This is a genomic window from Novosphingobium sp. FKTRR1 (genome assembly GCF_020404405.1).
Classification (GTDB): domain Bacteria; phylum Pseudomonadota; class Alphaproteobacteria; order Sphingomonadales; family Sphingomonadaceae; genus Novosphingobium.
The window spans coordinates 1-13,939 of the sequence record NZ_JAIZDA010000016.1 but is presented as its reverse complement, the minus strand read 5'-3'; the positions used below and the strand labels follow the sequence as shown (position 1 = coordinate 13,939).

Annotated in this window: 13 protein-coding genes and 1 pseudogene; 1 reads left to right on the top strand and 13 read right to left on the bottom strand. The window is 62.9% G+C overall.

All coding sequences use genetic code 11. The features are described 5' to 3' along the window. Positions 1-60 precede the first annotated feature (60 nt). Positions 61-435, top strand: coding sequence for a hypothetical protein (locus LDN95_RS14970; protein ID WP_226018400.1), 375 nt, complete (start codon positions 61-63; stop codon positions 433-435). A 639-nt stretch (positions 436-1,074) separates the two neighbouring features. Here the strand turns inward: LDN95_RS14970 and LDN95_RS14965 are convergent. The 13 genes and pseudogenes from LDN95_RS14965 to LDN95_RS14905 all read right to left on the bottom strand — a co-directional run. Beyond that, positions 1,075-1,311 carry a hypothetical protein gene (locus LDN95_RS14965; protein ID WP_226018399.1) on the bottom strand — a complete coding sequence of 79 codons (237 nt, stop codon included), beginning with the start codon at positions 1,309-1,311 and terminating at the stop codon, positions 1,075-1,077. A 39-nt stretch (positions 1,312-1,350) separates the two neighbouring features. Next, positions 1,351-1,935, bottom strand: a complete 585-nt coding sequence (locus LDN95_RS14960; protein ID WP_226018398.1) for a hypothetical protein — start codon at positions 1,933-1,935, stop codon at positions 1,351-1,353. Positions 1,936-1,959: 24 nt separating this feature from the next. After that, a complete protein-coding gene (locus tag LDN95_RS14955; protein ID WP_226018397.1) occupies positions 1,960-2,241 on the bottom strand; it encodes a DUF1664 domain-containing protein in 282 nt (93 codons plus the stop codon). Continuing rightward, positions 2,238-2,408 carry a hypothetical protein gene (locus tag LDN95_RS14950; protein WP_226018396.1) on the bottom strand — a complete coding sequence of 57 codons (171 nt, stop codon included), beginning with the start codon at positions 2,406-2,408 and terminating at the stop codon, positions 2,238-2,240. The genes LDN95_RS14955 and LDN95_RS14950 overlap by 4 nt, the downstream gene beginning before the upstream one ends. A 22-nt stretch (positions 2,409-2,430) precedes the next feature. Beyond that, positions 2,431-3,210: a hypothetical protein gene (locus LDN95_RS14945; RefSeq protein WP_226018395.1), complete on the bottom strand. Its 780-nt coding sequence runs from the start codon at positions 3,208-3,210 to the stop codon at positions 2,431-2,433. An 11-nt stretch (positions 3,211-3,221) separates the two neighbouring features. Continuing rightward, a complete protein-coding gene (locus LDN95_RS14940; protein WP_226018394.1) occupies positions 3,222-5,495 on the bottom strand; it encodes a hypothetical protein in 2,274 nt (757 codons plus the stop codon). After that, on the bottom strand, positions 5,492-8,014 hold the full coding sequence (locus LDN95_RS14935) for a hypothetical protein (protein WP_226018393.1): 2,523 nt from the start codon (positions 8,012-8,014) through the stop codon (positions 5,492-5,494). Before LDN95_RS14935 ends, LDN95_RS14940 begins: the two co-directional genes overlap by 4 nt. Next, positions 8,011-8,337, bottom strand: a complete 327-nt coding sequence (locus LDN95_RS14930; protein ID WP_226018392.1) for a hypothetical protein — start codon at positions 8,335-8,337, stop codon at positions 8,011-8,013. The genes LDN95_RS14935 and LDN95_RS14930 overlap by 4 nt, the downstream gene beginning before the upstream one ends. Beyond that, a complete protein-coding gene (locus tag LDN95_RS14925) occupies positions 8,337-10,841 on the bottom strand; it encodes a hypothetical protein (RefSeq protein WP_226018391.1) in 2,505 nt (834 codons plus the stop codon). Before LDN95_RS14925 ends, LDN95_RS14930 begins: the two co-directional genes overlap by 1 nt. Next, on the bottom strand, positions 10,838-12,781 hold the full coding sequence (locus tag LDN95_RS14920; protein WP_226018390.1) for a hypothetical protein: 1,944 nt from the start codon (positions 12,779-12,781) through the stop codon (positions 10,838-10,840). Before LDN95_RS14920 ends, LDN95_RS14925 begins: the two co-directional genes overlap by 4 nt. A gap of 32 nt (positions 12,782-12,813) precedes the next feature. Continuing rightward, the gene (locus LDN95_RS14915; protein ID WP_226018389.1) at positions 12,814-13,332 is read right to left on the bottom strand and encodes a hypothetical protein; all 519 of its coding nucleotides are present in this window, start codon (positions 13,330-13,332) and stop codon (positions 12,814-12,816) included. Further along, positions 13,329-13,787, bottom strand: coding sequence for a hypothetical protein (locus LDN95_RS14910; protein ID WP_226018388.1), 459 nt, complete (start codon positions 13,785-13,787; stop codon positions 13,329-13,331). Before LDN95_RS14910 ends, LDN95_RS14915 begins: the two co-directional genes overlap by 4 nt. A 45-nt stretch (positions 13,788-13,832) precedes the next feature. Further along, positions 13,833-13,939: pseudogene (locus LDN95_RS14905) on the bottom strand (IS5/IS1182 family transposase); the annotation flags it as partial.

The window sequence follows — 13,939 nt, the reverse complement described above, 5'->3', positions numbered from 1 at the left end:
TGGGCTTGATGCTCAAACGAAAAAGCTAGAGCGTCCCGCCGGTTGATTCGGGGGTCATCAATGGTTCGCAGGCGATCAATTTTCATTGGCCTATTGGTTTCTGCCGCCTTGCTGGCACTAGCGGCCATTGCAGTGATCAACCGATACAAGGTCATTGATAAGCCTTGGGGGTATATTCGGTTTGATCGCTGGACCGGTAAAGCAGTTGGTTGCGACCCAAAAGGCTGCGCAGAGTACGGCCTGCAGATGGATGCTTTACCAACTCCTGAAAAGGGAAAGCGCAATGTCACGGTGACATTCTTGGACGGCTCGCGGCACATCTATCAGGGCGTTCCTGCTGATGTGTTGCGATCCCAAATTATCGCCAGAGCCGAACAGGAAAATGGGAAACGCGTTACTGAGGTGTGTTGCCTGCTAGAACCCATTCACCCATAATCGACTCGATCACTTCGACCGGCACGAGGTCGGTAAAGTAGTCGCAGGCCGCGCGCAGTTTGAGCACGCCCTCGGTAGCAGAGCAAGGAGGTGCGCTAATCAGGCACTCGAAACTGGCGCGTAGATCGGCCAGCAGGGTTTCGGGCACATCGCCCAGACTACTGGCTACCGCTCTGGAAACGGTTTGAAATCTCATATGAGCGTCTGCAAACGAAGTCATTTTGGCCCCCGATTGATCGAAAACAGAAGCATCACATTCCGATATTTCTCCTACATGTCCAGTCACATGAGTGTCGTATTGCGCATCACGCCGATAAACTTTGGTCCGTTCCGGTGCATAGGGCTTGGACTGGCTTGGTTTACCCGGTCCTTGCAAGATATTGACGGGTAACGGGTGCTTCTGCCATCGGTTTACGCGTAAGCACTTGTTATATAACAATACATCCTTGCTTTGGGAGCAGAGGGTCGCAAGTTCGAATCTTGTCTCCCCGACCATGTTTTCAATTGCTTACGCGTTGGTTTTCCTAATCGTTCCAACATCATCCAATGTTGGAATTCCAACAAGAAACCCGCCAGTGCGTTCAGCCAGGCGGGTTTCAGTGTCAGATGGCGCGATTCGCCCTACCTGTCAGGCGCCGATCAATTGGGCGTGATGCCGCCTACCACATCACCGATCACGCTGGCCGGGCCGGGGGGCGAAGTGGTGGCGGCCGCCAGACCGGTCCCAGCGATCAGGGTAACCGCCTCACCAATTTGCCCGATCTGCACGCCAAGCTTTTGCGCGCCGACGGCACCTGCAATTGCGGCAATGCCCAGATAGGTCGACCGTTCGAGCGCGCGCGCCTTCAGCCACGCGAGGAATTTCTTGATGTTCATGTCTTGATCCTTCCGCTTAATCCTTGCCCCCGCATTCACTCACTCTTCCGTGATCATGATCGAAATATCGAGTAGCGGGGTGTTGGCAATGGCAGCCCCGCCCAGGTTGAGGCACACGAAGTCGTTGACGCCTCGCAGCACGATCGGCTTGTCGTTCAGCCACCCGAACTGGAACAACAGTCGATCGATGCCGCCATTTGCCGCCGGGGCGAGGTTCAGGCGGCCGCCATCAATCTGACCGACCAAAGTACCCAGAGCGACCGGATTGACGCTCCACAGCTTTAGGGCGGCCGTGGCGGCCGGGTCGCCGGTATCACGAGGCAGGAATGAGGGCGTCGTCGCCGTACCGCCGGTGTTGGCGGTCGATCGTCGCACCAGCGTGGGCAGGATGTTGGTAGCGGCCGTGGCCGATCCGCTCAACAGGACTTGCCGCACTTTCACCAGTTTGGTGGCCGAACCGCCGATGGTCAGGATATCGGTCGGACTTGCCGCTGGTGTGACGTTCAGCGTAACGTACGAATAGGCCATGCCCTGCGGATCATTGTCCGCCAGCGGAACTAGAGGCGTTCCGTCACCATTGTCGCGAAGAGCCACGGTGCCCAATTGCTTTCCGACGATCGGCATTGTGCATTCCTTTCCTGAAATCGATTACTTGAACAGCATGTGCCATCCGGCTTTGGCGGCCAGCGCGATCGCCGCGACGGCCGCCGCAAGCGCACCCAGCCATTTGACAAACTTCGTTCCGGTCTTGACCGCTTCCCACGCCTTCACGATCTCGCGCGTTTCGGCGACGTCGGCTTTCACGTCGGCAACCTCGCTGCGCATGCCGTTCACCGCGTTGAGAACCTCGTCCAGGCGGCGCTCGATCGTCTCCATTCGCTGGCCCAGCTCCTGATGCGAAGGTGTGTGAGGATGCGGCCCGCCCATCATGCCGCATCCAGAAAGCCAAGATCGCCGAAGCTCAGCGGCACCGGCGAGTACAGCGTACCGGCCACGCCGCCTTGGATGCCCAGCAAGTGATCGCCGACCATGCCGTGGTCGAATATCTCCGGCCGCGAGGGAGTGGTGGGCGCCGAAGGGATCGGTGCGGACGCCATGTCATTTTCCTTCGGATTGGACTCAGAAAAGCGGGACGCCACGGTCGGTCATGCGGACCTTGGCGCGCCCATAAATCTGATCGAGGGCCGCTTGCGACAATTTGGAGCCAAGAACCAGGCCATATTCGGCCACGCGCGGACCTTGCTGCCACGCCGCCACGCTGAAAAACGCATTGCCGATCGCATTATTGCGGATGCTGCTGATTTTGGTCGGGGTATCGGTTTGTGTCCCAATGCCGCCGACATAGGTCATTCGCGATCCAGGCGCGGTTGCCACGGCCACAAAAAGCCAGGTGGTGTTGACTGGCGGTGCCGCCGTCGAAGCGAGCTGGGCCGAAGTCGAATTGCCACCGCTGGTCCGCGACACATCGAACATGCCGCCTTGCAGATAGGCCATGTGGCCGCTCGTGGTGTCGGCTGAACTGAACGTTCCGAACAAGATAATGTCGGTGAAGCTGCCGGTTAGCGCATCCTTTCGCACGACGACCCACTGAGTTTGCGTGTCCTGCTCGGCGTAGGGGGTAATAAGCCCATTCATGCCGCCGTCGGCCACTTTCAGGTAGGTACCACCAGCGGGGGGCGTGTTAGCGAGCGCGCCGGTGTAGATAGGCGCAGCGCCATTGGGCGTGAGGGCACCGCCATATCCGCCTGTCAGACAAGTATTGTCGCTACTGTCGAAAAGGTAGTGATTGGTCACGTCCTTTTCAAATTCGAGTGGCCGAAGACTGACGTCGTATGGCACCCGAGGAAGTGACGGATTACCGAGGACGGTGGGCAAAAAAAGCGTGGGTCCAGTAGACATGCAACCGCTCCTTAATAAGGATTGTAGATGGAAATGACGCTTTCGAACCAATCCAACTGATTTGCGACGGGCGTATAATTAGGTCCGTACACGTTCTGATAGAACTTGTTTTGGACTGTCGGCGCGTAATACGAAAGCCGCCCTGAATACGTCCACCCGCGTGTTTTCCTCAGGCGGAACTCATATCCGCCCGCGCCGTAGCCGATCATTTCTTCGGCGGTCGTATCGACTTCGGTATAGCCCGACGTGGACAGATCTTCGGGCAGAAAAAGCGGCGACCTGCGGCCAGTGGTCACGATTTCAACCGCGCTACCCGCGCCAGAAGGTCCGCTACCCTGAGTGCGGAACACAGGCAGAATGCCAAAGTAGGTCTGCTGTACTTGTGCGGGGCTGGCAGGCCACTGGACCGCAAAACCGATCCGAATGTCGCCACCTTCAAAAACCCAACGGGTGTAGAGGTCGAGGAGCTTGACCGAGTTGCCGGACCCATAAGCGTAAAGCACGGACTGCTGGAATACCTCGATGCGCCGGGCCGTGTAGCTGGCGGTTTGATTGAGCGACGTGACCTTCCCGTCAACAAGCATGACCGCAGACGACAGCACCTGCGCGCCATGAACGGCGCCGCCGACGAAATTGCTGGCCCCTGCCGCCGTGGCCCAAACAGCCGTCTCAACTTCTGCGTCAGAACGTAGAAGTTGCTGCTGTCGGCTTGGGGCAAAGCCAGTCAGCGCCGTGTCCCACGCACCCTTTAGGTGCCAAACGTCATAGGCCCCACCCGAGGCCGTTCCTGTTTCGTGGAGGAACACATATTCTGTCCAGCGTGTTACTGCGCCTGCGATAAAGATCGAAAAGCCCGTTGGCGTCTGATTGACCTGCATGAGGCTGCGGTCCGTAGCGCCACCGGAAATGCCCGGCGCGTAGATTTCACCCGTGTCCGAATAGGTTCCCAGCGTGACATAGCGGTCGAACGACATGGCGATCGGCTGCAATTGACGCCCGCCGAAGGTGATAGGTGGCACGTTGTAATAATTCTTTGCCAGCGCCACCGCATTGGTCGGATCAAGCTCAAGCGGGCGGTACTGCGCCATGGTATCAAGATAAATCCCCTCAGACACGTACCTGTCGTAGGACATGACTGTTGGCTGCACTTTGCGCCCGTTGACCGTGACCGCTGGCGCCGCATAAAACAGCGAGGCAATCGCATTGTCGAGCGCCGCCTTGCTCGGGAAAGACAGGCCTTCCGACTGGATTACCCCCGCGACGTTCTTGTAAAGCGCCGCGAACGTGCCGCCCGACCCCTCGACCACCAGATAGTCGCCCGATGTGGTCAGCGGGCCGGTGGTGACAGTTGCGGCGGTTCCGGCCAGTCCGGTAGATGCCGAAAACACAGGCGTCGGCGTCGACGTGTAGCCCGATCCTTTGTTCGTGATGACAATCGACGCCGGGACGACCGCATTAGCCGCAACAACGAATCGGAACTGCGCTCCGGCGCCACCGCCGCCCGTGAACGTGCCGGTGAAAGTTCCGTTTGTTCCAGTAGACCCGTTGGCCGTCATGGCCAGCCCCAGAACGCCATTCGTCAGCGGGTCCGTCGTGTTGGCGAAGAACCTTCCCGACATGATCGCTTGCGCGGCGGCGGCATATAGTTGCGACTGACTGGCACTGGTAGCAGAGGACGACGCGCTCGCGGCAGAGAGCTCCGCCTGCGTTGTCGAGATATATGCCTGCGCCAGCGAACTGCCGGAATAGGCCAGCGACAGATCGCGCGCCGCTTCCGCGTCGGCCACCGCCTGCGCGCTTGCTGCGCTGGTATTGGCCACCGGCACCAGTTGCCCGCTGACAAAGCCCAGCACCGTGCCGTCGATCGCACCGGACAGCGATCCGACTGGCGGCGCCGTCTCACCCGCCGGCACCTGCAGCGCCGCGCGCAATTGCACATCCTGTTCCTGCGCGATCAGGATGTTGCGATCATAGGCAACCTCCACGGTGGCCGCCGGAAAGCGGACGGTGTTTTCAAAGTCGCTTTGCTGGCGCCGCGCCGTCTTGCGCCCGATGCGCAGTTTCGCATCGGGCACCGTGGTCGACAGCGTGACGTTTCCACCGGCATCGGTCGGCCCGGCCGTCGCGGTATAATCGGTGCCCAGCACCAGCAACGTGGCGGTGTCGTGCACGATCCGCGTCACGATCAAATCGGCCGTGTCCAGATACCGGAACGGCGCACTGAACGTCATCGTGGTGCCGTCCTCGATGTACTGCGCCAGCGGTGTGATTGCAGCCACGGTCATTGCATCGTCTCCTGTTGCTGGGGCGCAGCCGGATTGGCGCCACTAAAGTCCGGCGCAGTCTGGCCCGGGGCCCACCAGTATCCGCTGCCCCGCTCGGCCGCCGCGCGCTCGATGCGCTGGAAACTTTGGCGATAGTTTGGATCGGCCAGCGTTTGCAGCTGGTCCATCACCAGACGGTTCATCGCCACGCGCGCATACCAGGCATTGCTTCCCGGCACCGCCTGGCGCGCCTGCCGCACGAGCTCGCTGCCCAGATGCATGTCCTTACCGCTGCTTGCCTCACCGATATTGCCCAGCGTCAGCGCGGCGATCGGATCGGCCACCGCGCCCAGCGTCGGGCCGACCAGAAAGCCCGTCACACCGCCCGTGGTGCGCCCTTGCTGGCCCGCCATACTTTGCGATGCGATGTCGCCCAGAATGCCAAGGCCACCGCCGCGCACCATCGCCCGGCCAAGCCGCAGCGGCGTCAGATCGGGCGATGGTGTCTCACCGCGTGACAGGTCGATCAGGCTGTCGGCAATGTACCCGCCGATGGTCAGGAAAATCGGCAGCGTCAGTGCATATTGCATGCGACTGATCCCACCTCGGCCATACAGCGCGCGCTCAAGGTGCGTCATCATCCACACTACGGAATAGGTCTTGAACTGTGTCGCCGAATGCAGCAGTTCGCCTCCGATCGTGCCACGCTCGATCCGGGTGGAATGCCCCATCGTCGCCACCGCCGCCTGCGCGCGCAGGCTTTCGCCCGGCACACCGAACTTGGTTTCGCTATCGATCAGGCTCATGAATTTGACCGCGCTGTCCAGCCCGCCCGCTACATCGCTGCGCGCCAGATCGGCCGGGCGCAGCAAGCGCACGCTGCCTTGCTCCACCGCCCCGGTGCCGCGCAGCCGGTCCCAGTCGGCCGCATCGATGCCATACCGTTCCAGCGCCTGCCGCTTCGGCTCGGCCAGATCGACAAAGGCGCTGTCGGCGTTCTCAGCCCAGTCTTTCATGAACGAAAGGCCGATCGCCTGCTTGGCCGCCACCGTGTGCGGCGTCAGCAGCGTGGTTTCCAGCAGCGCATTGGCTCCGCGCCGGGTGAATTCGTGCATGTTGAACTGGCCATCGCGCCACATCTGTTCGGCGCGCCCGGTCATCTCGGCAAAAACCAGCCCGGCATGCAGCGCCGCGTCGCGATGGCCAGCATCGGCCGGATTGAACGTGCGCAACCAGGTGGCCGCCGTATCCATCACCGGCAACCCGTTGAACTTTGCGGTCATCCCGCTAAACATCGGATCGGTCGGCATGGCAGACAGCGCCGCGCTGCCCAGCTTGCTCATCACGTTCCAGTTGCGCACGCCGCTAAAAAAGCGGGCGGTGCTGCGATTTTCCGGCGCGATCGCGGTCATGTTCCCGGCGTAGTAATCCCACAGATCGGTCAGGATTTTCGCGCCGCGCCCGGCATCGCTGCCCAGTTTCACCACATCGTCATTCAGCGCCACCGTGGGCAGCGCATCCTTGCGCAGCACGTCGCCCAGCCAGCGCACTGTGGCCGCCGGATTCGGCCCCAGCACGCGCATGGCGGCAATGTCGCGGCTCATGCTGCCGATATGGCCGGTGATCGCGTCGAACACATTCCCGGTGCCAAACCGCTGGTTGTACGCAAGCCAGTCGTCGGCCGACTTGAACACAAAGAAGCGGTGATCGGTGTGGCGATTGGCAAACTTGCCCCGGCCGTTGATTGCGCCGGGCGTGGCATTGTCCATGCCTTCACTGCTGATGTTGCGCCATGCCTGTTCCAGCGCCGGTTCCAGCGCCTCTGCGCTTGGGAACGGCTTGTTGGTCGTGGCATCGATCATGTTTTGCCAGTCAAGCCGGGGCAGGATGTCAGCGCGCCAGGCATCGTATCCCGCTTGCGCCACCGCCAGCGCATCATGGCTTTGCGGCAGGCCCCAATCTTTCAGCTTGGGAATCGCGCCGCCTGCTGCATTGAATTGCTGGCGTAGCCATTCCATCGTGTCACCCACAGCCGCGGCCATTTCACGCGCGTTATCGTTGCCGGTGGCCTCGCCGCGCAACTCGCGCACCACATCGTCCAGCTCTGGCGCATTGCCTACCCGGCCCAGCATGTCGCGCTTGTAGCGCTCCATGAAATCACCCATCCGGCTCCATGCCAGTCGCCAGATCGCACCCTTGGTATTTTCGACCGATGGCAGGCCGGATACCGCCTCGTGATGGTCCATCACCGCAATGGCAAAGTGCTTGGCCGACCCTCCACCTTCCACATGCGCCTGCGCCTTTTCCAGCAGTCCCTGTTGCGTGCGGATCTGCATCATCTTCTGTCGCCGGTCGGTCAGCGCCTGCCATTCCAGCGCATCCATGGCGTCGCGCGTGGCCAGATCGTCGGCGGCTGCCTCGCTCATGCTCTTGCGGTACACCCCGCGCAGCCGGTCGAACTCGGCCGCGAACCGCTCCGCGCGCTCGCGGCCGATCTTGCCATCGGCCTGCAACTGGGCAAGGCACACGCGGAACGTCATGGTTCGTCGTCCTCGTCATTGGCGGCCATGCGGTGCGGCACCACCACCTTCACGGCTTCGTCGTTCAGCAGGTCCAGCAGGTGCGCCAGCAGCTCCGCCTCCACCATCGCGCCGTTCATCGTGTGCCCCATCACCTTAGGTTTGGGCGAGTTTTGCCAGGAGACCTGGTTGCGTGGATGCCGGTTTACCGCCATCCCGCAAACGGATGGCAAGGCATTTTGATCGCCAAATGCGAACCCGCATTTACCGAGTGGTTTATGGATGACGAACCGGCACATGATCACCTCTGACCTCTGTGCTGGCAAATTCCGGATGTAGCCCATCACAGGCACCCCCGCAGCGTCGCCAGCGCCGTGTCATCATCGTCAAGTCGTGCCAGCGCCTGCGCCGCCGTCTCAACCTCGCCAGTATCGAACACCACGCCGGGATAGTGCCCGGCATCCACCGCCGCTTGCACATCGTGCGTCATGCTATGCCCTTGCGCCGCCGCATCCGCCGCCGCCGGATCGGCAAACCGCTGCGCCACCGCATCGGGCATCGGCACCGGTTGCGCCAGTTCGGGCGCTGTCATGGGAACGGTAGATTTTGCAGCAGAGGATGCTGGGCGTCCCGCATCCGAAGGTGGTGGCGCGGTCACCCTATCGGCTTGCGGCTGACCGCCCGCTTGCGGCGCCTCCGGAGCCGCCTGACCATCGCCCGCACCACGCGCTGCGCGCGCCCGCGCCTCGGCATTTACTTGCGCCTGCGCCGCATGGCGCGCTTCCTCGCTTGCAAACAGGTCACGCCGTAATGGCGGCGCAGCGGGCCGTTCAGGCAGCACCACCGGGGCCATGTCCACAGCCCGGCGATAGGCTTCCGAAACTTTTGGCGCCAGATCGCGCATCTTGATGTCATTGGCCAGCAGCCGCTGCCGCACCATCTGCATGTACGGCGTGTCGCTGGTCAGCAGACTGTTCAGACTGGACTGCGCCTCTTCCAACCGCGCGACTTGCGCCTTGGTCAACCGGCTTTCGACGTTGTTCACTTTGCCCAAAATCGTGGCGATGCGGTCGCGCAGTTCCTGCGCTTGCGGCAAGTTGGTGCGCTCGGCCCCGATGCGTTCCAGTAGATCACGGTCAAGCTCGCGCCGGATTTTCAGCGCGTCATAGTCGCGCAGCGTGGCCGGGTCGGCAGTGCGCGCCGCCCGGTCCAGATCGGCCTTGTTCAGCGGCGGTGCCTCCACCGGCGCAGGCGGACCATCGGGCACCAGTGCGCTATCCGGTTCGCCTTGCTGCGCCCGCGCGTTCAGCGTGGCCTGTTCCGCGTCCAGCACCGCCATTTCATGGCTGATCGCCGCCACCGCATCATCTTCACCCGCCGCAACCACGGCATTGGCCTGTCCGCCCACCCGCCGCCGCGCCCAGCTTACAAATTCGCCCGCCGTCATCCCGCGCATATGCGGGTTTGCGGCGATCACGGCGGGGGACAGGATCTGGTCCAGCGGCGTGGCCGGATCGGCATGCAGCACCTTTGGCCCATCGCCAGCGCCCAGATGGTGCATCACATACAGGTTGCCCTGATCGCTGGGCAGGCCTTGGCGTTCCAGCACGCCAATGTTGTCGCGGGTCAACCGCTTGAACAGGCGGCTTTGCACCGCCGCATCGCCTTTTAGTTCCAGCACCGCCGCATCGGGCAGCGTCGAACGCGGAAATTCCTTGCGGTACATGGCAATCCATGTGCCGTTGGTGAACCCGAACACCCCCGATGCGCTCGATGTCGCCGCTTGCGCATTGGGGTTGCCCCCACTTTCCACCCGCCGCACCGCCGCTTCATACGCTGCGGCGGCATCGGCATCCCCGGAAATGCTGCCCGCCACCGTGCGCTGCGCCGCGTTGATCCGCGCGGCATGGGCATCATCACCCGTTGCGCCCGGCTCAAACGGGCTTTGCCCCATCACCTCTTCATCGCGCCCGATCACGTGCAGCGCCGCCGCCTGATCGGGGGTGCGCAGTTCTTCAGGCACTGCCTTGGCAAAGGCTTTGGCCACCGCCCACGGATTAGCCCCGTCCACCGATCCGAACGCCCGCTGCCCCGCGCGCATCCCGGCGCCCACGCCTCGGGTCAATGTGCCCGCCGCCGCACCGAACAGAAACGCGGTGCCGATCTGCGCCGCCCCATCGCCAAAGCTGGTATCTTCGCCCAATCGCGCGCGCGCCTCGATATTGGCGGGCATCGTCACGGCGGCAATTCCGGCATTGGTCAACCCTTCAATCAGGATGGCCCTGCCAACGCTCAGTCCGCGCGATGCACCGCCGGTCGCTATCGCCAGCCCGGTCATCGTCGGATCGGCAAAGCCGCCCAGCAGCCCGCCCGCCAGTCGCGCGCTGGCTGGGCCGGTTGCCGCAATGATCTGGTCGCGCTGGTGCGCGCCTTGCCGGGACAACACGCCACTTTCAAAGGCATCGCGCCCTTGCGCATAGATCGGCTTCAACGCATCGGGCAGCGTCCCGGCCTTGGCCATGGCGTCCATATCTTGCCACAGCGCGTCGTAATCCTTGATATCCGGATTTGCCCCCGGCAACAGCGCCCACGCCGCCTTGACCGGATCGGCATAGGCAAAGTACGCCCACTTGCCTTGCGCGCGCGCCATCTCGGCCACCACCGGGGCATAGGCGCCCGTTATGCGCTGCTGCTGCACCACCGGCACTTCGTCGACCGTGGTATTGGCCGCCGATCCCGCGCTATCCAGCCAGCCTTTCGATTTCACCACGTCCAGATCGCTGCCCGTTGCAGCGGGCCGGTTCATCGGCTCGCTCTGGCGTGGCTGCATGATCGACAGAACGCTCATTGCCCGCCGCCCAGATCGGTGATGAAATCATGCCCGTGCACGTCGCGCACGGTCCGCCCCGCTGCGGTTTCCCAGCGATACTTGGCTGGCCCGATCCACACCGGATGCGCATTTTCCAACGCCATGGTCGGGCCGTGTCCTGCGTGAAACTTGGCCCAGCGATCGCGATAGACCGCTGTCACAAAGTCCATCTCGCTCATGCTTTCCGGCACCACGAACACGTTATCGCCGTGCCACCGGCCCAATCCGCCATACTGGCGGCCATCCATGAATTTTCCGCCAAGAGCATACGTTGCTGCCTGCCGGATATCCCACGGCGTCAGGCTGTCGGCAGCGCGGCTATGGCCTGAAAGATTGCCCGCCAGCCATTCGCCTGCCGATCGCTTCACCGCTTCCAGATCGGCAGGGTCCATCTGGCCCAGACTTTTCTGCAATTCCGCGCCCAGCACACCCAGCAACCGGCTTGCCTGCACGCCAGTCATCGTCTTGGTATCCGGCTTCAAAAACGCCACGTTGGCCTTCAGGACTTCGCGCCCCTCAAACACATAGCGGCGCACTTCGGGCGAAAGCTGAGATTCATGCCGAAACCCGGCGTCGCCCGGCATGATCTGCATGGCCGCCTGATAACGTTCCTGATCGGGAATGGCGTCAAGCGATGCCAGCACGGACTGGCGCCCTGCAGCGCCTTGCTGCGCTGCCTGCTGCAGCGACCACGCTTCATCTTTGGTCAGCACGTTGATCTGCTGGCCTGCGGCTCCGCTGACGCGCCGGTTCCATGCCACCCGCGCCTGTACCGATTGCGGATCGGCCAGGTTCAACGGCGGCGGCACCAGATTGCCGGTGCCATACCGGGCAAAGTATCCGGCGCTGTCCTCACGGAACGCACTTGCCCGCCCCGGCGCGGCGCTTTGCAGATAGTTCAGTTCAAGGTTTTCGCTCTTCGTGCGGTTATCCTTGGCCTGCAACACCGCCAACCGGTTGTTCATCTGCAATGGCGTCTGGCCAAGGTACTGTTTGGCAAACTGGTCTTGCGCGATCAGCCCATTGGCGCTTTCCGCCGTCGAGGTATCGCCCGATGCCCGCAGCGCGTCGCGCGCCTGCGCCAACGTCGCTGCATCAATCGTATCACCATTGGCGATCTGCGCCTTGGCCGTCGCCACCATTTCGCGCGCCTGTGCCAGCCCGGCGGCTTGCTGTTGGCGCACCAGTGCATCTGCTCGGCTCACCGCCACCGCATTTTCCCGCGCCGCCTGATCGCGTTGTTCGGGGCTCAGCAGACTATCGTAAAGCCCCTGGTCCAGCAGCGCGCTTGCCGCCTGCGGATCGCGCGCGCTCTTGCCCGCCAAATCGGCCAGCGCCGCCTGCTCGCGCGCGTTGCGCAGGAACTTGTCGCGCACGTCGGGCGGCACCGGCATGTGCGCCGCCTGATTTTCAAACAGCGCCAGCGTCTGCGCCAGTGCCTGCGGGTCATCGGTATGCATCAGCCGGTTTACCGTCACGTTCACGGTGTTCAGGCTGTCACTCACCGTCTTGCCGATGCGCTGCCCTTCGGCCCAGTCCTGCGCCCCGCGCACCATGCCGGTGGCATAGCTTTCCCACTGCTGGCGCGCCGCCTGCATCACCGATTGTTCGGTAATCCCACCGAACAGATCCTGCCCTTGCTTTTCCAACGCGGCCGCAACGTTCTGCACATGGCCCGCGCCGCCCGGTTCGGCACCGCTGCGCAACTGCTGCACCAGCGCATCGTTGGCCTGTTGGGTCTGCGCCAGCTTGTGATAGAAATCCGCTGCCTGCGATTGCCGGTCCTGCTCGCGCTGCACCTGATACGCGCGCAGCTGGCTGGCGTGCACCGCATCGCCCGCACCTTCCAGTGCGGCACCCACGCCAGAGCCCATCGCCGCCGGGCTGGTCAGCACCGGCCCTGGTCCGGCAGACGGCATGATCTGTGCCGAATATCCCTGCTCGGCCGCCATCAATACGTACCCACCCGCGAAATCGCGCCGGTCATGTTGGTGCCGTCACCCACCATGCCCGCTTTGGCGGTTCCGGGCGCGATCGTGCCCGCGCGCGCCACGGCCCAATCCTGTTGGGCCGTCCATGCTTTTGCCGCACCACCGATCAGGCCGGACAACAGGCTGTTGGCGCCTTCGGCTTTTGCGTTGGCCGCTTGCGCCTCATAAGATTGCGCCTTCATCGTCGCGTCGCGGCGCACGGTCAGCGCGTCCATCGCGCCCTGGATCATGCTTTCCCGAACCGCATCGATCGCGCTGCCCGTGCCACCTTCCATGCCGTTGGACCATTGCCCGGCAATCTGATCACCGATCGCCGCACGCACCGATGCGCGTACCCGCGCCTCTTCGGCCACGCCGGTTTCGGTGGCATTCTGCGCTGCCACCGCATAGGCGGCAGCATTTCGCCGCCCGGCGGAATAGCCTGCCATGCCCTGAAACAATTGCCCCGCTACTGGCAGCATGTTGCCCATGGCTGTCATGGTGCGATCCTTTCGAAGAACACCATGGTTTCGCCCGCGCCGCCGTATTCACGCAGCAGGCAATGCGGCTGCAGCCCCACCATCATGGCCCAGCGCATTGCCGCCGTCGGCCGCGCCAGCGCTTGCTCCAACGTGCGCGCGCTTTGGTCGGCCAGGGCCACGGCCTCAATCCGGCGCAGCGAACTGGCCGCGATCCGCGCGCGCGCATGGCGGCTCAGCGCAAGATGCACTTTGCTCAAATTTTCAGCAAAGAATGCCCAGGCGACAGCCTGGCGACCCGGATAGGTTTCGACCAGACCATACGCAGCCACCACGCGCTGGCCGTCAATAACTGCCCAGCTTTCACCCGCCGCCGCTGTCGCGGCCGCCTCATCATACGTCAGCAGCGCGGGTCTGCCCAACTGCATGCGCTGGCTGGGCTGAACCTCGATGTCCAGCAGATAGCGCGCGGTCAACGGCTCAAAGCGGATTGCGGCCTCAGAGCCCGATTCAGAAGTTGATCAAATTTGACAGTATCTTGCGGTTCTGCGCGTGAGCATGCGGATTGAGGCGATGAGGGCCCATGCGGTGGATGACGCGATGGACCTTTCCCAATCCTTTGCCAGCC

Excerpts from the sequence above, each read along its gene's own strand:
- LDN95_RS14960 (WP_226018398.1), bottom strand. The coding sequence starts at position 1,935 with ATGCCGATCGTCGGAAAGCAATTGGGCACCGTGGCTCTTCGCGACAAT.
- LDN95_RS14940 (WP_226018394.1), bottom strand. The coding sequence starts at position 5,495 with ATGACCGTGGCTGCAATCACACCGCTGGCGCAGTACATCGAGGACGGC.
- LDN95_RS14955 (WP_226018397.1), bottom strand. The coding sequence starts at position 2,241 with ATGATGGGCGGGCCGCATCCTCACACACCTTCGCATCAGGAGCTGGGC.
- LDN95_RS14915 (WP_226018389.1), bottom strand. The coding sequence starts at position 13,332 with ATGACAGCCATGGGCAACATGCTGCCAGTAGCGGGGCAATTGTTTCAG.
- LDN95_RS14945 (WP_226018395.1), bottom strand. The coding sequence starts at position 3,210 with ATGTCTACTGGACCCACGCTTTTTTTGCCCACCGTCCTCGGTAATCCG.
- LDN95_RS14935 (WP_226018393.1), bottom strand. The coding sequence starts at position 8,014 with ATGACGTTCCGCGTGTGCCTTGCCCAGTTGCAGGCCGATGGCAAGATC.
- LDN95_RS14965 (WP_226018399.1), bottom strand. The coding sequence starts at position 1,311 with ATGAACATCAAGAAATTCCTCGCGTGGCTGAAGGCGCGCGCGCTCGAA.
- LDN95_RS14970 (WP_226018400.1), top strand. The coding sequence starts at position 61 with ATGGTTCGCAGGCGATCAATTTTCATTGGCCTATTGGTTTCTGCCGCC.
- LDN95_RS14950 (WP_226018396.1), bottom strand. The coding sequence starts at position 2,408 with ATGGCGTCCGCACCGATCCCTTCGGCGCCCACCACTCCCTCGCGGCCG.
- LDN95_RS14930 (WP_226018392.1), bottom strand. The coding sequence starts at position 8,337 with ATGGGCTACATCCGGAATTTGCCAGCACAGAGGTCAGAGGTGATCATG.
- LDN95_RS14920 (WP_226018390.1), bottom strand. The coding sequence starts at position 12,781 with ATGCCGTCTGCCGGACCAGGGCCGGTGCTGACCAGCCCGGCGGCGATG.
- LDN95_RS14925 (WP_226018391.1), bottom strand. The coding sequence starts at position 10,841 with ATGAGCGTTCTGTCGATCATGCAGCCACGCCAGAGCGAGCCGATGAAC.